At 72.0% G+C, this 20,321-nt stretch carries 15 protein-coding genes; 7 read left to right on the top strand and 8 right to left on the bottom strand.

What is annotated here, in order from left to right; genetic code table 11:
* The first annotated feature begins 29 nt into the window (after positions 1-29).
* Together ACFYZQ_RS06580 and ACFYZQ_RS06575 are read left to right on the top strand one after the other, a co-directional pair.
* The gene (locus ACFYZQ_RS06580) at positions 30-2,765 is read left to right on the top strand and encodes a SpoIIE family protein phosphatase (RefSeq protein ID WP_389142327.1); all 2,736 of its coding nucleotides are present in this window, start codon (positions 30-32) and stop codon (positions 2,763-2,765) included.
* 59 nt (positions 2,766-2,824) lie between these two features.
* Positions 2,825-4,144, top strand: coding sequence for a tetratricopeptide repeat protein (locus tag ACFYZQ_RS06575; RefSeq protein WP_389142325.1), 1,320 nt, complete (start codon positions 2,825-2,827; stop codon positions 4,142-4,144).
* Between the two features lie 15 nt (positions 4,145-4,159).
* Here ACFYZQ_RS06575 and ACFYZQ_RS06570 read toward each other — a convergent pair whose 3' ends face one another.
* The 3 genes from ACFYZQ_RS06570 to ACFYZQ_RS06560 form a co-directional block, all read right to left on the bottom strand.
* Complete coding sequence (locus ACFYZQ_RS06570; RefSeq protein WP_388793579.1) at positions 4,160-4,396, bottom strand: hypothetical protein; 237 nt, start codon at positions 4,394-4,396, stop codon at positions 4,160-4,162.
* A gap of 94 nt (positions 4,397-4,490) precedes the next feature.
* Positions 4,491-5,990 (bottom strand): FG-GAP repeat protein, encoded by a 1,500-nt coding sequence (locus ACFYZQ_RS06565; RefSeq protein ID WP_389142323.1) that lies wholly within the window; start codon positions 5,988-5,990, stop codon positions 4,491-4,493.
* Positions 5,991-6,142: 152 nt separating this feature from the next.
* Positions 6,143-7,987 (bottom strand): glycoside hydrolase family 15 protein, encoded by a 1,845-nt coding sequence (locus ACFYZQ_RS06560; RefSeq protein WP_389142321.1) that lies wholly within the window; start codon positions 7,985-7,987, stop codon positions 6,143-6,145.
* Positions 7,988-8,187: 200 nt separating this feature from the next.
* Between ACFYZQ_RS06560 and ACFYZQ_RS06555 the strand changes: the two genes are divergently transcribed.
* Complete coding sequence (locus ACFYZQ_RS06555; protein WP_388793585.1) at positions 8,188-8,394, top strand: hypothetical protein; 207 nt, start codon at positions 8,188-8,190, stop codon at positions 8,392-8,394.
* Positions 8,395-8,708: 314 nt separating this feature from the next.
* Entirely contained in the window at positions 8,709-10,097 is a 1,389-nt protein-coding gene (gene sthA / locus ACFYZQ_RS06550) for a Si-specific NAD(P)(+) transhydrogenase (RefSeq protein WP_389143211.1), read from the top strand.
* Between the two features lie 28 nt (positions 10,098-10,125).
* Here the strand turns inward: sthA and ACFYZQ_RS06545 are convergent, their stop codons facing one another.
* Positions 10,126-10,614 carry a DUF5709 domain-containing protein gene (locus ACFYZQ_RS06545; protein ID WP_389142319.1) on the bottom strand — a complete coding sequence of 163 codons (489 nt, stop codon included), beginning with the start codon at positions 10,612-10,614 and terminating at the stop codon, positions 10,126-10,128.
* 389 nt (positions 10,615-11,003) lie between these two features.
* Between ACFYZQ_RS06545 and ACFYZQ_RS06540 the strand changes: the two genes are divergently transcribed.
* Positions 11,004-12,476 carry an APC family permease gene (locus tag ACFYZQ_RS06540; RefSeq protein ID WP_389142317.1) on the top strand — a complete coding sequence of 491 codons (1,473 nt, stop codon included), beginning with the start codon at positions 11,004-11,006 and terminating at the stop codon, positions 12,474-12,476.
* A gap of 14 nt (positions 12,477-12,490) precedes the next feature.
* Complete coding sequence (locus tag ACFYZQ_RS06535; protein ID WP_389142315.1) at positions 12,491-13,462, top strand: hypothetical protein; 972 nt, start codon at positions 12,491-12,493, stop codon at positions 13,460-13,462.
* Between the two features lie 28 nt (positions 13,463-13,490).
* Here ACFYZQ_RS06535 and ACFYZQ_RS06530 read toward each other — a convergent pair whose 3' ends face one another.
* From ACFYZQ_RS06530 to efeU, 3 genes are all read right to left on the bottom strand, one after another.
* A complete protein-coding gene (locus tag ACFYZQ_RS06530; RefSeq protein WP_389142313.1) occupies positions 13,491-14,651 on the bottom strand; it encodes a HoxN/HupN/NixA family nickel/cobalt transporter in 1,161 nt (386 codons plus the stop codon).
* Between the two features lie 124 nt (positions 14,652-14,775).
* The gene (efeB, locus tag ACFYZQ_RS06525; RefSeq protein WP_389142311.1) at positions 14,776-16,056 is read right to left on the bottom strand and encodes an iron uptake transporter deferrochelatase/peroxidase subunit; all 1,281 of its coding nucleotides are present in this window, start codon (positions 16,054-16,056) and stop codon (positions 14,776-14,778) included.
* A 59-nt stretch (positions 16,057-16,115) separates the two neighbouring features.
* Positions 16,116-18,164, bottom strand: a complete 2,049-nt coding sequence (gene efeU, locus ACFYZQ_RS06520; RefSeq protein ID WP_389143208.1) for an iron uptake transporter permease EfeU — start codon at positions 18,162-18,164, stop codon at positions 16,116-16,118.
* 176 nt (positions 18,165-18,340) lie between these two features.
* Here efeU and ACFYZQ_RS06515 point away from each other — a divergent pair, with 176 nt between their 5' ends.
* Entirely contained in the window at positions 18,341-18,991 is a 651-nt protein-coding gene (locus ACFYZQ_RS06515; protein ID WP_389142309.1) for a phosphatase PAP2 family protein, read from the top strand.
* On the opposite strand, the gene ACFYZQ_RS06510 is transcribed toward ACFYZQ_RS06515, so the two are convergent.
* Entirely contained in the window at positions 18,981-20,174 is a 1,194-nt protein-coding gene (locus ACFYZQ_RS06510) for a hypothetical protein (protein ID WP_389142307.1), read from the bottom strand. The genes ACFYZQ_RS06515 and ACFYZQ_RS06510 overlap by 11 nt on opposite strands.
* Between the last annotated feature and the right edge of the window lie 147 nt (positions 20,175-20,321).

Here is a 20,321-nt window from a genome sequence, read left to right as displayed (position 1 = left end):
ACGGAAGCCGGGCAGTGTAGACATGGGGCATGGTCCGACTGTTGGGCCGGACCGCGCTCCGGCCGGTTCGTCGGTCCGGAGATCCGCAGGCACCGCTCCCACCGCGGCAGGACGGCACCGGACCGCCCCGAAAACGGGCCGGCGGCCTGCGGTCGGCGCTGAGCGGACGCAGTGTCGCCGGTCAGGTCTTCGTGTTCCAAGTGGTGATCGTGCTGCTGCTGGTGGTCTCCGCGGTGGTGGCGCAGGTCCTGCAGGTCCGGCACGACAGCGACATCGAGGCCGAGAACCGTTCCCTGGCCGTCGCCGAGACGTTCGCCAACGCACCGGGCACGGCGGCGGCCCTGCGCGGCAAGGACCCGACGGCTGTGCTCCAGCCGAGGGCGGAGGCCGCCCGCAAGGCCGGCCGGGTGGACTTCATCGTCGTGATGAACAGGGACGGGATCCGTTACACCCATCCCAAGCGGGACCGCATCGGCAAGAAGTTCGTCGGGACGATCGCGCCCGCGGTGGCCGGGCACACGGTGGTCGAGCACGTCAACGGCACCATCGGGCCGCTGGTGCAGGTCGTGGTCCCGGTCCGGGCTTCCGACGGCACCGTGGTCGGTCTGGTGTCCTCCGGCATCACCACAGCGCACGTCGGCGGTGCCGCGGACCAGCAACTGCCGCTGCTGCTGGCCGCCGCCGCGGCGGCGCTGGCGCTGGCGACCGCGGGGACGGCCCTGGTGAGCCGACGGCTGCTGCGGCAGACGCACGGCCTCGGCCCGTACGAGATGACCCGGATGTACGAGCACCACGACGCGGTGCTGCACGCCGTCCGGGAGGGCGTCCTCATCGTCAGCGGCGAAGGCCGGCTGCTGCTCGCCAACGACGAGGCGCACCGCCTCCTCGACCTGCCCGGGGACGCCGAACGCCGGCATGTCCTGGAGCTCGGCCTCGACGCGGCCACCGCCGGGCTGCTGGCCTCGGGCCGGGTCGCCACCGACGAGGTGCACCTGGTCAAGGACCGGCTGCTGGCGATCAACCAGCGGCCCACCGACCTCAGGGGCGGCCCGCCCGGCAGCGTGACCACGCTGCGCGACTCCACGGAGCTGCGCGCCCTGTCGGGCCGGGCGGAGGTGGCCCGCGAACGCCTCGACATGCTGTACGACGCCGGAGTCGGCATCGGCACCAGCCTTGACGTGACCCGCACCGCCGAGGAACTGGCGGAGCTGGCCGTGCCCCGGTTCGCGGACTTCGCCACCGTCGACCTGTTCGACGCCGTGATCGAGGGTGCGGACCCGCAGCCGGGCACCGCCCTGCGCCGCACCGCGTGCAGCGGCGTCCGCGAGGACGCCCCGCTGTATCCGGTGGGCCGACGCATCCGGTTCGTGGCTACCTCGCCGCAGGCCCGCAGCCTGGCCACCGGCCAGTCGGTCGTGGAGCCCCGACTGAAGGAGGCCCCGGGCTGGCTGGCGCAGGATCTGGAACGCACCGAGCAGGTCGTGGAGTACGGCATCCACTCGCTGGTCACCGTGCCGCTGCGGGCAGGCAGCCTGGTGCTGGGCGTGGTGAACTTCTGGCGCTCCCAGAGGCCCGAGCCGTTCGACGTCGAGGAGGTGGCGCTGGCCGAGGAACTGGTGGCCCGTGCCGCGGTGTCCATCGACAACGCCCGCCGCTACACCCGCGAGCACAGCATGGCGGTCGCCCTCCAGCGCAGCCTGCTGCCCCGCTCCCTGCCCGCCCAGAGCGCCCTGGAGATCGCCTACCGCTATCTGCCCGCGCAGGCGGGGGTGGGCGGCGACTGGTTCGACGTACTGCCGCTGTCCGGGGCCCGGGTGGCGATGGTGGTGGGGGACGTGGTGGGGCACGGGCTGCACGCGGCGGCCACCATGGGGCGGCTGCGCACGGCCGTGCACAACTTCTCCGCGCTGGACCTGCCGCCCGACGAGCTGCTGGCCCTGCTGGACGAGCTGGTCGCCCGTATCGACCAGGACGAGACGCCGGCGGACGGCGCCGCGGTGGTCACCGGGGCGACCTGTCTGTACGCGGTGTACGACCCGGTCTCCCGCCGCTGCACCGTCGCCCGGGCCGGTCATCCCCCGCCCGCGCTGGTCCGGCCCGACGGGAGTGTCGACTTCCCCGAAGTGCCCGCCGGGCCGCCGCTGGGCCTGGGCGGACTGCCCTTCGAAGCGGCCGAGCTGGAACTGCCGGAGGGCAGTCGGCTGGTGCTGTACACGGACGGCCTGGTTGAAGACCGGGAACGGGACATCGACGAGGGCCTGGAACTGCTGCGGGACGCCCTGAAGCGTGCCGGGGACTCCCCCGAGGACACCTGCCGGGCGGTACTGGACCGGCTGCCCGCCCGGCCGAGCGACGACGTCGCCCTGATCGTCGCCCGCACCCGCACCCTGGACGCCGACCGGGTCGCCGAGTGGGAGGTGCCGTCCGAACCGGCGGCCGTCTCCGAGGTAAGGGCCGCGGTGACCCGGCAGTTGGCCGAGTGGGAACTGGAAGACCTGGCGTTCACCACGGAGTTGATCCTGAGCGAGCTGGTCACCAATGCCATTCGGTACGGCCGCGGGCCCATCGGCGTACGGCTGCTGCGTGACCGGGCGCTGATCTGCGAGGTGTCCGACGGCAGCACCACCTCACCGCATCTGCGGTACGCGGCGACCACCGACGAGGGCGGTCGTGGCCTGTTCCTCGTCGCGCAGCTGGCCGAGCGCTGGGGCACCCGCTACACCCCCACCGGCAAGATCATCTGGGCGGAGCAGGCGGTGCCGTGAGAGCGGTCTCGGCGAAATGCGTTTGAAAACCTGCAAGTTGACGGGTGACGATCTCCTCCATGTTCTCGCGCAGGAATCGCCGTTCGAAGTCCCCGGAACTCAGCAAGGCCTGGGAGTGCCTGGAGTCCGGAGACATACCCGCTGCCATACGGTTGCTCCGGACCGCCGCGGAGGAGCTGCCGCCCGGTGAGGTGGCCCCGGTGGTCGGACGGGCGGCGAAGGCCGTCGGCTTCGACGACCTGGAGCAGGCGGCCGTCGCGCTGGCGGCCCGCCCCGACCACGCGCAGGCGCTCTTCGACTTCGGGTACGCCTGCGTGGAACGAGGCCTGTCCTTCCTGGCGATCCCGGCCCTGCGCGAGGTGCTGCGCACCAACCCGGGTCGGCTGACGGTCGTACGGGAGCTGGTGTCGGCCTATGAGCGGGAGGGCCGGCATCGCGAGGCGGCCGGGGAACTGGCCCGGCACGAGGCGGAGTTCACCGACTGGCCCGACCGTTACCTGCTGGTCTTCAACGCCGTCATGTCGGGCGATCTGGCCCTGGCCCGGCGGCAGCACGCCCTGCTGCCGGATCCGGAGGACGCCATGTGGCAGCCGGCCCGGGACCGGCAGAACCGCATGCTGGAGCGGGCCGTGGCGGCGCAGCGGTGCGGCCCGCTGGACCTGTCGGATCTGCGCGGTTGGCAGTACGTCATCGGTGGCACCGTGCTCGGCACGCTCTCCCCGTTCGGCTTCGACGCGGGGATGGCGGGCCGGTACGCCTTTCTCCAGGACACCCCGGGGCAGTGCCTGCGGGGTCTGCAACGGCTGCGGACGCTGCTGACGGCCGCCGGGGTGCGGCCGCGGTCGGTGTCGCTGCTGCCCGACCGGGGTTCCCGGATCCTGGGTCTGGCCGCCGCCGAGGTGCTGGATCTTCCGGCGGAGCCCTTCGTCGCCGGGCGCGAGGACACCGTCGTCGTGGCGTACGACCTGAACGAGCTCGCCCGCGAGGACGACGGGCCCGAGGTGATCGGGCAGCTCTTCGAGCGCGCCGACGGGCAGGTTCTCCACGAGCACGCGAGCTGCTGGACCGACGCCCCCGCCGTCACGGCGGACAGCGTCACCCTGCTGCACCAGTCCGTGCTGGCACCGTGGGGTGAACAGATGCGTCTGGGAGCCGACGGGGACGTCGAGCGGGGCCCGGCCGACGACCGGCCGGAGGCGGAGATCGCCGACGAGATCACACGAGCGGACCCGGCCGCCGACGAAAGCGACGGCTCGGGTCCGGCTGACCATGACGAGGCGTTCGCCGCCTTCGCCACGGCTGTGCGCGGCACCTGGCTGCGCGGGGACCGGGCCCGCCTTCCCTCTGCCGGACCGGTGGCCAGTTCCCGCTTCGCCTGAGCCGCGGAGCGTGCGTCAGCTTCCGTTCAGCCGCGAGCGCAAGAGCTGCTTGCCCAGCTCGGCTCCCTTGCGGCTGTCCGCCTGCGCCTTGCGGAACAGGTCGACGACCTCCTGGTCCTTGTCGCGTTCCGCGTCCTGGATGTACTGCTCAAGGCGGAGAGCGTTGCTCAGACACGCCTCGACGTACCAGACCAGGTTGTAGTCCTTGTCCCGGGTACCGGTGACGTCGCCGGTCTCGGTGCTGCTGGTCATAGGATTTGCCTCCATCTCCTGACCCAGCTCGCTGTGCTTTCCGACAGGCCACCGAGTACCCATGCCGTCTGCGGACACACCGCCCCATCTGGGACTATTCGTCGATCACCGCACCGAAGCGGGCGCCGTACCCGTTCCCGCCGAGGGCGGAGGCGCCGTACACCCACGATCCGTCAGCGAGCAGGCCGCGACCGCTGGCGGGCAGCAGCCACACCGCGCCGTCCCCGGCGTTCTCAGCGGGCGCCGAAGCGAGCAGTTCGGCGCGGCCGTCGCCGTCGGTGTCCACGAGCCGCACCTGGGCACCCCAGCCGTCGTCCGCCTCGGCCGCGCCGGGGATCCCGCGGGTGTTCTGGTCGAAGGACTGGGCGCCGGTCCCGGTCAGGCCCTTCGCGGTGCCGCGCAACAGCCACACCGCTCCCGCGTCGGCGACGGTGCCCACGTCCTCGCCGGGCGCGCCGACGGCCACGTCCGCATAGCCGTCGCCGTTCACGTCGGCCACGGACAGGTCGGCGCCCCAGGCGTCGCCCTGCTCGGCCGTGCCGGGCACGCCCGGGGAGTTCTGCGACCACCACTGCGCGGGTGTTCCGGGGTCCTGGGTGCCGGCCGGCCCGTCCTCGCCGCCGTAGTAGACGCCGACCAGGCCGCCCGGCGCGTCCGCGACGTCGGAGGCGCTGGGCTGGCCGACGACGAGGTCGTCGTAGCCGTCGCGGTTGATGTCCCCGGAGGCCGCGCCCAGGCCGCCCTGTAGGTCCCGCCGGTAGCCCAGGCCCTCGGCGCCGCCCGCGTAGTACGCGGACCAGCCCTGGCTCGAGTCACCGGGAGCGAAGCCGGAGACGACGAGGTCTGCGTAGCCGTCGCGGTCGTAGTCGCCGGTGGTCACAGAGGCGGGCTGCAGCTTGCGGCCGGTGGAGTGCGGGGCGCCGACGCGCCGCAGCACGCCCGCGTGGTACGTGAAGGCGGTCAGGCCCACCTTCTCGTCGACGGCGACGAGTTGGTCCGCGTCGGTGTCCCCGGTGAACCGGGCGGCGGCGACCGCGAGCCCGAACCGGGCCAGGCGGGCGGGCTTCGCGGCGGTGACGGTGGCGGTGCGCTCGGCGCCCAGGCCGGCCTTGGAGCCGTACAGGACGGTCACCCGGCCGGCGTCGGCGACGCTGCCGACGTCCTCGCCGGGCGCGCCGATGACCGCGTCGTCGTAGCCGTCGCCGTCCAGGTCGCCGGTGGCGACCGCCTGACCGAAGTCGTCCCAGGCCTCCGAGGTGCCGGGCACGCCCTTGGTGGACTGGCTGATGACCGCGGTGCGGCCCTTGGGCACCGTCCTGTTGGTGCCGATGCCGTTCGGGGCGCCGTACTGGACGGTGACGTATCCGGCGCCCTTCTTGCCGTCGACGGTGCCCTCGGGAACGCCGGTGAGGACGTCTGTGTAGCCGTCGCCGTTGAAGTCGCTGTTCCGGTCGGCGGCGCTGGTGCCGCCGGGAACGCCCGCGAACGCGGACGGCGCGGCCAGGATGCCGGCGCCTGCGAGCAGCAGGAAGGAGGCGGCCGTGGCGGCGGCGGAGGCGGTGGTGCGGCGGGTCGTGCGTGCGATGCGGGTCATGTCCCGTTCCCCCATGGTCGGTTGACGTCCCGTCGGATCCTGTTTGATGGCCGACGCCCTGTTCGACACGGGACGCCCAGGGGGAGTTGTGGTGCCGCGCTCGACTGTTACGCTCCGGTGACAGACATTGCCGGAGCGTGACGCTCCGCGGTTCAGCCGAGGGCGCGGTCCAGGTTGAAGGCAGCGCTGATCAACGACAGGTGGGTGAACGCCTGCGGGAAGTTGCCCTGTTGCTCGCCGGTACGGCCGATCTCCTCGGCGTACAGGCCGAGATGGTTGGCGTAGGTGAGCATCTTCTCGAACGCCAGGCGCGCCTCCTCCAGCCGGCCGGCGCGCACCAGGGCCTCGACGTACCAGAAGGAGCAGATCGAGAAGGTGCCCTCGTCGCCGCGCACTCCGTCGGGGCTGGCCTGCGGGTCGTAGCGGTACACGAGGGAGTCGGAGACCAGTTCCTCGGTCAGGGCGTCCAGGGTGGACAGCCACTTGGGGTCGGTGGGGGCGATGAACTTGGCCAGCGGCATCATCAGCACGGAGGCGTCCAGGACGTCGTCCCCCTCGTGCTGGACGAAGGCGCGACGCCGCGGCGACCAGCCGCGGTCCATGATCCGCCGGTAGATGGTGTCCCGGCTCTGCCGCCAGCGGCGGTGGTCTGCGGGCAGGCCGCGCCGGGTGGCCAGGCGGATGGCCCGCTCGATGGCCACCCAGCACATCAGACGGGAGTAGAGGAAGTTCTGGCGTCCGCCGCGGGTCTCCCAGACTCCTTCGTCGGGCTGGTCCCAGTGGTCGCAGACCCAGTCGACGAGCTGGCAGACGTCGTCCCACTGGTCGCTGGAGATGGGCTGGGCCCACTTGTCGTAGAGGTAGATGGAGTCGATGAGGGCGCCGTAGATGTCGAGCTGGAGTTGGTCGGCGGCGGCGTTGCCGACCCGGACCGGGGCGGAGCCCTGGTGGCCGGAAAGGTGGCGGAGTTCGCGTTCGGGCAGGTCGGTGCGGCCGTCGATGCCGTACATGATCTGCAGCGGGCCGGACGCGCGGCCGTCGCCGGGGCTGATGTGGGTGGTCAGGAACCGCATGAACGCGGCGGCCTCGCCGGAGAAGCCGAGCCGCAGCAGTGCGTACACGCAGAAGGCGGCGTCCCGGACCCACACGTAGCGGTAGTCCCAGTTGCGCTCGCCGCCGATCCGCTCGGGGAGGCTGGTGGTGGGCGCGGCCACGATCGCGCCGGTCGGCGCGTAGGTGAGCAGCTTCAGGGTGAGCGCGGAGCGGTGGACCATCTCGCGCCAGCGGCCGCGGTAGCGGGACTGGGACAGCCAGCGCCGCCAGTAGGCGACGGTAGCGGCGAACTGGCGTTCGGCCTCGGCGCGGGCGCAGCCGCGCGGTGCCACCTGGTCGCCGACCTGGTCCAGGGCGAAGACCGCGGTCTCCCCCTCCGCGAGCTTGAAATCGGCGCACGCGTCCACGCCGTCGCTCTCCAGGGGCACGGTCGCGGTCAGCGCCAGGGACATGTCCGGGGACTCGAAGAGGGCGGTGTCGCCCAGCATGCTCAGGGTGTGCGGGGCGGCGCCGTAGTCGAAGCGGGGGGCGACACGGGCCCGGAAGGGTACGGTGCCGCGGACGCACAGGACACGTCGGATCAGCCGGTGCCGGCCGGCCTCGGAGGGCTCCGTGGACTCTGCGCTGACGGGCATGAAGTCCTGCACCTCGCCGACCCCGTCCTCGGTGAAGAACCGGGTGATCAGCACGTTGGTGTCCGGGAAGTAGAACTGCTTGGTCCGGGCCGACACGGTCGCCGCCAGCTCGAAGGCCCCGCCCCGCTCGCTGTCGAGGATCGCCGCGAAGACGCTGGGGGCGTCGAAGGCCGGGCAGCAGTACCAGTCGATCGTGCCGTCGCTGCCGACCAGTGCCACGCTGCGCAGATCGCCGATCAACCCGTGCTCGGCGATCGGCAGGGGGCGCGTGCGCCAGGGTGCGTCCTGCGAAAGCTGCGTCTCGGCCATGTGCGGCCTCCCGGCTACGGGCGAACGGGCTGGTTCCAGCTTAGGACCCCGGGGTTTCCTTCCGCCGGGTCAAGGTACCTCGTCAGCGCAGTCACCGGGCCCCGTCCCTCTTCCGGATGCAGGGCGCGGCCAAGCGGTGAATCGTGAGAGTGGGCCCCGGTACCGCGGCAGGGGCCGTACGGGCCCGACGAGGAGGCATCATGTCGACGTCAGAACCCGAAACGTCCCGGTCGTCCGACGACCTGCGCACCCCGGACTCACTGCTCCACACCGGCTCCGGCGGCCAGGTCACGCCGGAGGACCTGGTGCTGGCGACGGGCCGGGACGTCACCCCGGCGAACCTCGAGTGGGCCCAGCGCAAGCTGGCGGCCGAGGGCCCGGCCGCCATGGAGAAGCTCCTGCCTTAGAGGGCGCCTTGTGGATCATGCCGGGGTCGCGGGGCCTGGCACGCGCTCCCCCACGCTCGACCGGTCTCGAGCGGGGGCACCCCCATCACCCCCGCTCGAGTCAGCCGGAAGGCGCCGTGACTCACGGACGGCCTGATCCACAGGAAACCCCCTGGGTTCTGCGCGCGGCGGGGGCGGTGGTGCTCCCGCGCGGGCGAAGTCCCAGTGCCCGCCGGGCAGGTCGGCAGTCGCGCCGGGCGGTGGTCCGCCGTTCGTACTTCCGCTGCGAGCCCGCGGGCTGTCAGACTCCGGGGGTGCCCGACTTCGACTTCGACATGCTTGTCATCGGATCCGGACCCGGCGGCCAGAAGGCCGCCATCGCGGCGGCCAAGCTGGGCCGCCGCGTGGCGGTCGTCGACCGCCCCGACATGGTCGGCGGGGTCTCCCTCCACACCGGAACCATTCCCTCCAAGACGCTGCGCGAAGCGGTGCTGTACCTCACCGGCCTCACCCAGCGTGATCTGTACGGGCAGAGCTATCGCCTGAAGGAGGACATCACCGTCGCGGACCTGATCGCGCGCACCCAGCACGTGGTCGGCCGGGAGATCGACGTCATCCGCAGCCAGCTCTCCCGCAACCATGTCGCCCTGCACGCCGGCACCGCCCGTTTCGTCGACCCGCACACCGTCGCCCTGCGCGAGGTGACCGGCCAGGAGCGGCTGCTGAGCGCGGAGCACATCGTGATCGCCACCGGGACCCGGCCCGCCCGCCCGGACAGCGTCGAGTTCGACGGGCGGACGATCCTGGACTCGGACAACGTGCTCACGCTGGAGCGGGTGCCGCGCTCCATGGTCATCGTGGGCGCCGGGGTGATCGGGATGGAGTACGCCTCCATGTTCGCCGCTCTGGGCAGCCGGGTGACGGTGGTCGAGAGACGCCCGGGCATGCTGGACCTGTGCGACGTGGAGGTCGTCGAGTCGCTCAGGTACCACCTGCGGGACCTGGCCGTCACCTTCCGGTTCGGGGAGACCGTCGCCGCCGTGGAACGTCATCCGCGCGGCGCGCTGACCGTCCTGGAGAGCGGCAAGAAGATCCCCGCGGACGTGGTGATGTACTCCGCGGGCCGCCAGGGCGTCACCGACGGTCTCGACCTGGACAAGGCCGGGCTGTCGGCGGACGCGCGTGGCAGGATCACGGTGGACGAGCGCTACCGCACCGGGGTGCCGCACATCTACGCCGTCGGTGATGTGATCGGCTTCCCCGCGCTGGCCGCGACCTCGATGGAGCAGGGCCGGGCGGCCGCCCACCACGCCTTCGGCGAGCCGGTGGGCCGTATGCACGACCTGCAGCCCATCGGCATCTACACCATCCCCGAGATCAGCTTCGTCGGCCGGACGGAGAACCAACTCACCGCCGACAGCGTGCCGTTCGAGGTGGGCATCGCCCGCTACCGGGAACTGGCCCGCGGTCAGATCATCGGCGACTCCCACGGCATGCTCAAACTGCTGGTCTCCCCCGAGGACCGCACACTGCTCGGTGTGCACTGCTTCGGCTCGGGGGCCACCGAACTGATCCACATCGGCCAGTCCGTGATGGGCTGCGGGGGCACTGTGGACTACCTCGTCGACGCGGTGTTCAACTACCCGACGCTCGCGGAGTCGTACAAGGTGGCCGCCCTGGACGCCACGAACAAGCTGCGGCAGATAGACCACCTGGGAGACTGACCCGGCCCGGCCCTGAGAGCGGCGCCAGCTACTCGGGCAGCGCCGTCTCGTCCTCGACGACGTGCACCGCCGCCTCCTCCGCACCGGCCGCTCCCCCGTCGATGCCCACGTCGTCCGCGACGGACTCCTTCGTGGTGTCGGGGTGGGCACCCTCGTCGGGGGCCACGAGCCGGCCGGCGCGATCGGTGCCCGCCTCGGGGTCGACGGGCTCACCCTCACCGCCCGGCAGGTCTCCCACGGCATCCCCCGGGGGCGGTGACACGTCGGGCCGCTCCTGGGCCAGCCGCTGGTCGAGACTCTCGCCGTCGTGCTGCTCGGCCGCGGTCGTGCCGTAGCGGGTGGCGCCCAGCGGCTTCTCCGGGGGCGAATAGCCCTCGTCGAGGGTGTCGTCGTAGGTCCGCTCGTCCAGTGCGTCCTGCAGGTCCAGGGGTGCGGCGTCCTCCTGGTCCTCGTTGCTCCCGGTCGGCTGGTACGCGTCGTCCGCCATCGGGGTCTGTTCCGGCTGCCGCTCGCTCATCGCCGTCTCCCTTTCGTCGCTCGACGCCTGTGCTGGCACGGTCCCGGTTCGCGTTTCCCGCAGCCCAGCCTCTAATCCCCCGCGCTTCGGACGCCACCACCTGCGGGGAGGCCGCCGCCGGGCGACCGCCATGGAGGGTTTACCGGACGCTCACCTTGAAACGTAAACAAATCCCGATATCATCGCTGCCACCCACGCCATGTGACCGAGTGTCCCCGCAAGGCTGCTCGTCGTCACATCCCCTCTCTCCTCCTGACCGGCCCTGACCCGAGGCCACCCCTCTCCGGGTCCGGCCGCGGGGCCGGAGCGAGTCCGCACCCCCCTCCCCACCCCGTACGCCGCCGGGCCGGGCCGCCCCGCGCGCGTGCACGAACGAAAGCAGCACGACGATGAGCAACCAGAGGGGCAGAGGGCTGCAGGCCAATGCCCTCGGCACGGTCGACACCGTGGTCATGGCGGTGGCGGGCAGCGCCCCCGCCTATTCGCTGGCGGCGACCACCGCGGTCCTGGTAGGAGCGGTGGGCCTCGCCAGTCCGGCGGCACTGCTGTACTGCGCGATACCCATGCTGGGCATCGCGCTGGCGTTCAGCTACCTCGGCCGCATCGACGTCAACGCGGGGGCCAGCTACTCCTGGGTGGGACGCACGCTGCACCCCTTCCTCGGCTTCCTCAGCGGCTGGGCACTGGTGGTGTCGGCGACCATCTTCATGGTGGCCGGTTCGCTGCCCGCCGGGTCGATGACACTGGCCCTGTTCGACGGCAAGCTCGCCGACGACACGATGCTGTCGACGGTGGTCGGCACCGTGTGGTTCCTGGTCATGCTGGGCGTGGTGCTGGGCGGCGCCCGGCTCACCGCGCGAGCACAGCTGCTGATGTCGGGCGTCGAGCTGGCGATCCTGCTGCTGTTCGCGGTGCTGGCGCTCTTCCACACCGGCAACGCGAGCGCCTTCGACTGGTCCTGGCTGGGTTTCGGCCACTTCGACGGAGTGTCCGGCTTCGCCTCGGGCGCGCTCATCGCCGCGTTCTACTACTGGGGCTGGGACGTCACCAGCAACCTCAGCGAGGAGACCCGCAACAGCCGCCGCACGACGGGGCTCGCGGGGCTGATCGGCGTGGGCATCGTCTTCCTGCTGTTCGAGGTGTTCACCATCGCCGTGAACGTCATCCTGTCCTCGAAGCAGATCGAGGCGAACGACGCCAACGTGCTGGCGGTGCTCGGCGACGAGGTGTGGCCCGGCTGGGGCGGCAAGCTGCTGATCGTCGCCGTCATGCTGTCCACCATCGCGACCCTGGAGACGACGCTCATCCAGGTCACGCGTTCGCTGTTCGCGATGGGGCGCGACCGCACGATGCCGTCCGCGCTGGGGCGGGTGCACCGCACCTGGAACACGCCGTGGGTCGCCATCACGGTGGTCGGCGGGGTGGCGCTGGTGATGTTCATCGCCTCCAACGCCCTCGGCTCGGTGGGTGAGATCCTCGCCGACGCCATCTCGGCGATCGGTCTTCAGATCGCCGTGTACTACGGTCTCGCGGGGCTCGCGGTCGTGGTGGCCTACCGCAAGATGCTGCTGAGGTCGGCGGCCGACTTCCTGTTCGGCGGGCTGTGGCCGCTGTTCGGCGCCCTGTTCATGTTCTGGATCCTCATCGAGTCGCTGGGCGAGCTGAGCGGTGCGGCCGTCGCGATCGGCATCGGCGGGCTGGCCGTCGGCCTGGTGCCGATGCTGTGGTACTGGAGGCGGGGCAGCGACTACTACCGGCCCGCCAAGCTGGACGCCACCCGCACCGTCGAGGCGGACTACGTCACCGACGACCGCGCCGCCTGGAACTCCGTGGTCCACGAGGGTCTCCCCACCGACTTCTGAGCGGGAGCAACCCGATGGCGCGAGACCGCTTCGCCTCCAAGTTCACCCTCGACTTCGACCCCGACTGCGGGGACCACGCCCTCACCTCGGCCCGGCAGGACATCGTGATCGGCCGCTGGCAGGGGCTGCGTGAGCTGTTGCGGTCCTCCGGGGTCGACTGGTCCTCCAGGGGCCACCGGGTCCGGCTGCTCGCGCAGCGTTGCGCGAGCAGCACGACGGTGGAGTCCTGGCTGGCCGCCGAGCCCCACGCCGCCGACGCGCTGGTGCTGCGCGCGGCGACCGAGACCGCCCGTGCCTTCGGTGTGGCCATCGCGGCGGGCCGGGGGGCGACGATCGACCGGGACCGGATCGACGCCGCCGTACTGGCCTGTCTGCGGGCCACCGAGGCGTACCCGGAGGACCCCACGCCGTGGGTCTCCCTGATCTCGGTGGCACGGCTGTACCCGACCGGGGTTCGGCGGCAGGAACTCGCCCGCTGGTGGGACGAGTTGTACCAACGGGACCCCTACAACCTGGAGGGGCACCTGCAGGTGCTGCACTACTACTCCGCCCGCTGGCACGGCAGTCACGGCCTGATGTACGACTTCGCACGCGACGCGGCCCAAGTGGCCCCGCCCGGCAGCGCCCTGCCCGTGCTCGTGCAGTACGCCCGGGTCGAGGAGTTCCGGCACGCCGTCGACGGCGCGCCGGGAGGGCACGGCACGGTGGGCCTCAGCCAGCACTGGGACCACGACGGCGCGGTCAGCGACGTGCGCCGCACCTGGCAGCGCTGGATGGCCGGCCGGGGCGAGACCGCGGTGGCGCCGGCCGAGCTCCGCGACCTCAACCACCTCGCCCACGCGGCCTGTCTCGCCGGCACGACGGACATCGCCGTGCCCGTGCTGCGACTGCTCGACGGCCGGGCGACACGGACGCCGTGGTCGTACACCGGGGATCCGGACAAGCAGATCGTTAAGTGGCGGAAGGCGTTGCGGGTGCGGGATTAGCGGGGCGGGGCGCGGGGAGCCCGCCCCGCTACTCCCCTGCCTGCTCGGCCGGCCGGGCCGGCCCCGCCTGCCACTTCTCCTCGATCCGGCCGAGCCTCCACACCAGCAGGGCGGCGGCCCAGGCGGCGAGGAACAGGGCGGCGACCACGAAACCGAGTACGTTCAGGTCCAGGCCGCCGATCCAGTCCCAGAACGGGCCACGCAGTGCGAACCGGTCGGCGATCAGGCCGAGGAGTTCGGCCGTGCCGATGAGCAGGGCGACGGCGACGGACAGGCCGGTGACGGTCAGGTTGTAGTAGACCTTGCGGACGGGCTGGGAGAACGCCCAGCCGTAGGCGAAGTTCATGAACGAGCCGTCGACGGTGTCCAGCAGCGACATGCCGGCGGCGAACAGCACGGGCAGGCACAGGATCGCGTACCAGGGCAGACCGGAGGCGGCACCGGATCCGGCCAGCACGAGCAGTGCGATCTCCGTCGCGGTGTCGAAGCCGAGGCCGAAGAGCAGGCCCAGCGGGTACATGTGCCAGGGCTTGCCCACCGACTTGGTGACGCGGCCGAGGAGCCGGTTCATGAAGCCCCGGTTGTTCAGGTGCTCCTCCAGGGCGGCTTCGTCGAAGTGACCGGAGCGCATCCGCCGGAACACCTTCCAGATGCCGGCCAGGGCGGCGAGGTTGATCGCGGCGATGAGGTAGAGGAACGTCCCCGAGACCGTCGTACCGATCAGCCCGGTGATGTCGTGCAGCCGCGAGTCGTCGTCCTCGACCGGACCCGCCAGGGTGCGTACGCCCATGGAGAGCAGCAGGGCCAGGGCGAAGACGACGCTGGAGTGGCCGAGGGAGAACCAGAAGCCGACCGACAGCGGCCGCTGCCCGTCGCCCATCAGCTTGCGCGTGGTGTTGTCGATCGCCGCGATGTGGTCGGCGTCGAAGGCGTGCCGCATGCCCAGTGTGTACGCGGTCACTCCGATGCCGATGCCGAAGGACCTGGTGCCGACGGTGTAGTGCTCCGGCGCCACGACCGCCACCAGCGTGAACCAACCGACGAGGTGCAGCGCCAGCACCACGGCGGCCATGCCACCGACCCTGATCCACTCCTGCCGCGTCATGGAGCCGCGGACGCGGTGCCAGGCCGAGTGCTTCGTCCCGGACTGTGCGGGGAGGGTTGGAGCGGAATCAGGGGCGGCCGTCATCGGGGTGCTTGTTTCCTTCGGTCGGGCGCGAGCGGCTGCCATCCACAGCCTTGTGCCATCTTCCGGTACCTGCAAGTCATGTGCAGTAAAACCGGAGGCAGGCCTTGGCCATGGGCAGGGAAAGTCAGGCCGCCAGCAGCCCCCGGCCCAGCCAGTCCTTCGAGTCCCTGACGCCCGGCAGCGCGAAGAAGTAGCCGCCGCCCGTCGGGGAGATGTAGTCGACGAGGGGTTCGTCGATCAGCCGGGTCTGGGTGGCCTCGAACTGTCGCCTGACGTCCTGCTGGTAGCAGCAGAAGACCAGACCCATGTCCAGGTTGCCGACGTTGTCCACGCCCCGGTCGTAGTTGTAGCCGCGCCTGAGGATCCGGGAGTCGTCGCTGGCGGCGGTGCGCGGGTTGGCGAGCCGGATGTGCGCGTCGAGCGGGATGACCGCGCCGTGCGGGTCCTTGGCGTACTGGGGGATGTCGGTCTCCCTGGCGCCGTCCAGCGGGGCTCCGGTGTCCTTGCGGCGGCCGAACATCTTCTCCTGCTCGGTGAGCGACACCCGGTCCCAGAACTCCACCAGCATCCGGATGATCCGGATCACCTGGTAGCTGCCGCCCTTCGTCCAGGACGGCTCGCCCTGCCCGTCGCCCACCCAGATCAGCCGGTTGGTCTCCCGGGCCGAGGTGACGTCCGGGTTGGCGATGCCGTCCTTGAAGCCGAGGAGGTTGCGCTGGGCGCCGGTGGGGCGCGGGGTGTTCTGGAAGCCGTCGACACGCCACTTGATCTGCATGGCGCCACGGGTGTGCCGGGCGATGTCGCGCAGAGCGTGCAGCACCGCGTCCTGGCGGTCGGCGCAGATCTGCAGCGACAGGTCGCCGTGGCACTCGGCGGGGTCCAGGTTGTCGTTCGGGAAGGTCCGCATCGGCGTCAGCCGGGCCGGCCTGGCCTTGGTGAGGCCGTAGCGGTCGTCGAAGAGGGAGGCGCCCACGCCGACGGTGACGGTGAGCGCGTCGGCGGGCACCTCGGGGCCGAGGATGCCGTTGTCCGACGGCGGGGCGCCGACGCCCAGGTCGGTGGGTGTGCCGCCGGCGGTCAGGAAGCGGGCCCGTGCGGTGATGGTGCGCAGCAGGTCGGCGAGTTCGGCGCGGGTGTCGGCGATGACGTCGAGGGAGACGAAGGTGGCGGCGGCCGGGGCCGGGGTGATGATCCCAGCCTGGTGGGTGCCGTGGAAGGGGACCGTCTTCGCGCCGGTCGCCTCGGCGGCCTGTGCCTGGGCCGAGCCACCGGTCCGGCCGAGCGCGAATCCTCCGCCGGCCAGGGCCGCGCCCGCGGCCGACGCGCCCAGCGCGCCGCGCACGAAGGAGCGGCGGCCGGCACCGACCGGGCAGGCCGGGGGTTCGGCGGAGGACGCAGAGGACATGGAGGGGTTCCCTTCTTCGTGCGTGTGCGTGTTCGTGTGCGCGTGCCTGGACGGGTCCATCAGGCGGACTTCCGGATCTCGAGTAGGTCCGGGACCGGGGCGAGGTCCTCCAGCAGTTGTCCGGTGGCTCCGTTCAGCGTCTGCCGGGTCGTCGTCGGGAGCCGGTCGACGGGGGTCCACCGGTCGCCGTGGTGGGCCGCGTCCAGCAGCTTCTGGAGGCGGGCGATGTCCGCGTCGACCGTGGGCAGCAACTTCGGCGCACGGCTGGTGAGCAGCGGCTGGAGTACGGTGAGCAGCTCGCGGGTGCCCGCCAGGTTGGCCTCGGCGGTGGCCAGTTCGGTGCCGCTGCCCTGGTCGGCGTCGCCGGTCAGCTCGAACTGGAGGGTGTTCTCCAGGATCTCGTGGGCGCGCAGCGGCAGGTCGCCCGGGTCGAACTTCTGCCGCGGGAAGGCCGCCCGCAGCCCGGCGACGGCCTCGGCGAGCTGCCGGGCCGGGGCCTTGAGCTCCCCCGCGGACTGACCGTGCCACAGGCCGTACTCGATCCGGTGGAAACCGGTGAAGTCCTTGTCGCGCACGCCGTCCGGGAGACCGTCGGGCAGGCCGTTGATCGTCTTGTCGTAGTCCTCGAAGGTGCCGTAGGCGGCGCCGAGGGAGGCGTAGGTGCCGTGGGCGGTCAGCCAGTCGGTGCGGGCCCGGCCCAGGTGGCCGCCCGCTATGTCGTCGTCGAGCTTCCGGGTCTGGGCGACGAGGGTGGCGAGGCGCTGGTTCACGTACGCCTTGTACGCGCCAAGGGGGCCGGCGAGGTCGTTCTCCGAGACCGGCGCGACCGCCCTGGCCGCTCCCCCGCCGGTGACCGTGACGGCCTTGGAGGTGACGGCCGCCGCGCCGGTCGGTACGCAGCGCCAGGCGTAGCTGCCTCCGGCGACGGTGGCGACCAGGTCGCGGGTGGTGCCGGGGGCCAGGCCCTCGATCTCGCCGTAGACCGCGCCGGAAGCCGGGTTGATCAGGTAGACCTCGGACGTCTTGTCGCCCGTGTTGTGCATCTGGAAGGTCTGCCGGCCCGGCCTGGGCGCGGTGAACCCCTTGCCGCAGTCGGTCTCGGAGACGGCCACGGTCTGGTCCCCGGCCGGCTTGGGCCGGGACAGGGCGACGACCAGTCCCGCCAGGACCGCGGGGACGGCGACGACGGCGACGGGCACCACCCAGCCGGGACGGCGACGGACCGCGGAGACCGGCCCGCCGGGGGCGGGGCCGGCCGCGGGGACCGGCTCCGAAGGCGCGGCGGGCGTCGGTGTGCTCGCCCGTACGCCCCGTACGAACAGGGTCATCACCACCGCGAGGTAGAGGACGTACCCGGTCACCTGGAGCCAGGTCATGGTCGGCGTCAGGTTGAACACGCCCTGGACGAGCGTGCTGTACCAGGAGCCGGCGTCGACGCTGCCGCCGAGGTCCACGGCGTACGCGGTCCCGCCGGGCAGGACACCGCCCTCCTGCAGATCGCGCAGACCGTAGCCGAGGACACCGGCCGCGATCACGATGAGGACGACGCCGGTGGCGGTGAAGAACCTGGTCAGGTTGATCTTGAGGACCCGGCGGTACAGGCCCCAGCATAGGCCGGCCGCCATCACGAGCCCGATGCCCGCCCCGGTCATCGGGCCGGCGGACTCACCGGCCGCGCGGGCGGTGGTCCACAGGAACAGGGCGGTCTCCAGGCCCTCACGGCCCACCGCGAGGAACGAGGTCAGGATCAGCACGCCGGCGCCCGTGCCGAGTGCGCCGGTGACCTTCTCCTTGATCTCACCGGAGAGGCTGCGGGCGGAGCGCCGCATCCAGAACACCATGGCGGTGACGAACGCGACGGCGATGACGCTGAGCGTGCCGCCGAACGCCTCCTGGGCGGTGGCGGACAGGGACGCGGCGGTGAAGGTGAGCACCGCGCCGAAGCTCATCGCCACGGCGATCGCGGCCAGTACGCCCGTCCACACCTGCGGCAGCCGGGACCGGGCACCGGCCCGCACCAGGGTGGCGACCAGGATGGAGACGATGAGCCCGGCCTCGAGCCCTTCCCTCAGCCCGATCAGGAAACTCGGAAACGCGTCGTCCCACATGTGTTGCGACCCCACTTAGCGAAGGCATGCCTTACTTCGGTGACCATCATGACTACAGGCATGTAGTCGGCTGGTCATGAAGCGGCAATGGCGGAGCAAAAGCCGGGTCTACACGTTTGTAGTCGTGACAGGCACGGCAAGACGCACGGGAAGACACAGGGAAAGGGCGCACCGCGATGACCAGGACGGTATGGGCGGGCACCCTCGCCGTGTGGACGGCGTTCGGCGTGCTCACCGCGGTCGTCGCGGGTCACGGCGTCCCCCTGCCACCGGACCGGGGCCTGCTGTCCTGGTCCCTGGCACACCGTCCGCCGGTGGCGGTCGCCGTGGCCCGCGGGCTCACCGACACCGGGACCGGCGTCGTCCCGTACGCGCTGGCGGTGCTCGCCGGGCTGCTGGCGGCACGGACCCCGCGGCAACGGCCGGCCGCCGCGGTGCTGGCCGTCGCCTGTCTCGGCGCGGGGCAGATGCTGCGGTACCAGGTGATGGAGCTGGTCGCCAGGGCCCGCCCGCCGCAGTACGACTGGGAGGCGCACGCCTCGGGATGGTCCTACCCTTCCGGCCACACCACCACGGCGGCGCTCGCGGCCGGGCTGCTCGTCCTGGCGGTGCGGATACGCGTCCCGCTCGGCCGGACGCCGCTCTGCGTCGCCATCGGCTGCTGGGGCGCGTCGGTCGGGCTGACTCGGGTCTTCCTGGGGGTGCACTGGTTCACCGACGTGGTCGGCGGCTGGCTCTTCGCCGTGGGTTGGCTGGGGGTCTGCGTGTGCGTGGGCTCGCGGTGGCTCGCGCCGGGCGTGGCCCGGCGCGAGGTGCTCACACCTTGAAGAGGACGGCTTCGATCAGCTTCGCCGTCGTGTCGGCCAGGCCGCAGAAGAGGTAGTCGGGCTTGCCTCCGCTGCTGCCGCACTGGGTGACCTGCCAGCCGACGCCCGAGGAGACGTAGGTGTTGGCACAGACGGTGCCCGATTTCACCTTAGTGATGAACGCTTTCATCCCCGCCCCCGAGCCGGGGGTTCCGATGACGAGGTTCTTGCCGTTCACCGCGCCCTTCCAGGGACCACCGCCCTGCCAACCGCCGCTCGACATGTACGCGTTGGCTTCGCTGCCCGCGGTGCCCGAGGTGGACAGCTCGACGGCTTCGAGGGGGCGGTTCTTCCCGGCCGCACCGGCCACCCCGCCGTCGCACACCGGTGCCGTCCAGCCGGCGTCGGCGACATAGGCCCGGTAGCAGATGTGCCGTCCCGGGTGGGCGGCGGCCAGATGCGCGACGGCGGACGCGGCGGTCGCCGGCGGTGACGTCTTCTTCCCGGACGAGGCCGGGGTTCCGCCATGACCGGCGGCCTTGGGCGTCGTCTTCGCCGTCGTCCCCGTCGTCGCCTTCGGCTCGCTGTGGTGCTTGACCTTCGCGCTCGCCTTGGCGGTGGTGTGGGCGGTGTGGCTGGGCGAGGCCGACGGTGAGCTGGGGGTGTAGCCGCCGGGCTGGGCGCTGCCCTGTGTGGCCAGGACGGTGTCGCCCTGGGGCGCCGCCGAGCCGCTGCTGTGCCGGTCGCTGTGGTGGGTGCGTCCCACCAGTGCGATCGGTATCGCGATCAGCAGCGCTCCGGCGATGGACGCGGCGGCCAGTACCGTCTTCCGTGGCCCGCCCGGGCCCTGCGCTTCCTCCTCACCGTCGGGGTCGTCCGGAGCCGACGGATCCTGCCCCGCGCGCCCGGCACCGGCTGCCGTCCCGACTTCCACGGCGGATTCATCGGGGTTCACCGCCCCTTCCTCGTCCACCGCGGACTTCCGCTGTTCCGTGCTGCGTGAGCCCCGTCCCGTGACCGTCTCCTCCTGGGTGGCGGACGCCGTGAGGGAGGCTTCGGAGGCGGTCGCCGGGCTCGCCGGAGCAGCCGCCCCCGCGGAGCGGGGGGCGGCCTCGGTGCGTGGCGCCAGCATGTCGCCGGGGTCCCCGGCGGCGAAGGTCATGTTCACGGCCCGGCGGACCGACACGGCGGCGCCGTCGGTCACGGGTGACTGTTCCTGCTGAGGTGGCATCCTCGGTTGTCTCCTGGTCGTTGTGGATGCGGGTGAGGCTTTCGTCAGTTCCGGCCGAGCGGTGGGACGGTTCGTGGAGATCGGCGGCGGCCGACAGGTCGGCCCACCCCCGCGCCCACC

This window comes from Streptomyces sp. NPDC001843, assembly GCF_042891955.1.
Lineage (GTDB): Bacteria > Actinomycetota > Actinomycetes > Streptomycetales > Streptomycetaceae > Streptomyces.
Note: the sequence above shows the minus strand (reverse complement) of the source record. Positions and strands in the feature narration are given on the sequence as shown.

Bases quoted from the DNA above. Each gene is read 5' to 3' on its own strand.
- ACFYZQ_RS06555 (WP_388793585.1), top strand. From the start codon at position 8,188: ATGTCGACGTCAGAACCCGAAACGTCCCGGTCGTCCGACGACCTGCGC.
- ACFYZQ_RS06575 (WP_389142325.1), top strand. From the start codon at position 2,825: ATGTTCTCGCGCAGGAATCGCCGTTCGAAGTCCCCGGAACTCAGCAAG.
- ACFYZQ_RS06535 (WP_389142315.1), top strand. From the start codon at position 12,491: ATGGCGCGAGACCGCTTCGCCTCCAAGTTCACCCTCGACTTCGACCCC.
- ACFYZQ_RS06565 (WP_389142323.1), bottom strand. From the start codon at position 5,990: ATGACCCGCATCGCACGCACGACCCGCCGCACCACCGCCTCCGCCGCC.
- ACFYZQ_RS06560 (WP_389142321.1), bottom strand. From the start codon at position 7,987: ATGGCCGAGACGCAGCTTTCGCAGGACGCACCCTGGCGCACGCGCCCC.
- efeU (WP_389143208.1), bottom strand. From the start codon at position 18,164: ATGTGGGACGACGCGTTTCCGAGTTTCCTGATCGGGCTGAGGGAAGGG.
- ACFYZQ_RS06545 (WP_389142319.1), bottom strand. From the start codon at position 10,614: ATGAGCGAGCGGCAGCCGGAACAGACCCCGATGGCGGACGACGCGTAC.
- sthA (WP_389143211.1), top strand. From the start codon at position 8,709: ATGCTTGTCATCGGATCCGGACCCGGCGGCCAGAAGGCCGCCATCGCG.
- ACFYZQ_RS06515 (WP_389142309.1), top strand. From the start codon at position 18,341: ATGACCAGGACGGTATGGGCGGGCACCCTCGCCGTGTGGACGGCGTTC.
- ACFYZQ_RS06570 (WP_388793579.1), bottom strand. From the start codon at position 4,396: ATGACCAGCAGCACCGAGACCGGCGACGTCACCGGTACCCGGGACAAG.
- ACFYZQ_RS06530 (WP_389142313.1), bottom strand. From the start codon at position 14,651: ATGACGGCCGCCCCTGATTCCGCTCCAACCCTCCCCGCACAGTCCGGG.
- ACFYZQ_RS06580 (WP_389142327.1), top strand. From the start codon at position 30: ATGGTCCGACTGTTGGGCCGGACCGCGCTCCGGCCGGTTCGTCGGTCC.
- ACFYZQ_RS06540 (WP_389142317.1), top strand. From the start codon at position 11,004: ATGAGCAACCAGAGGGGCAGAGGGCTGCAGGCCAATGCCCTCGGCACG.
- efeB (WP_389142311.1), bottom strand. From the start codon at position 16,056: ATGTCCTCTGCGTCCTCCGCCGAACCCCCGGCCTGCCCGGTCGGTGCC.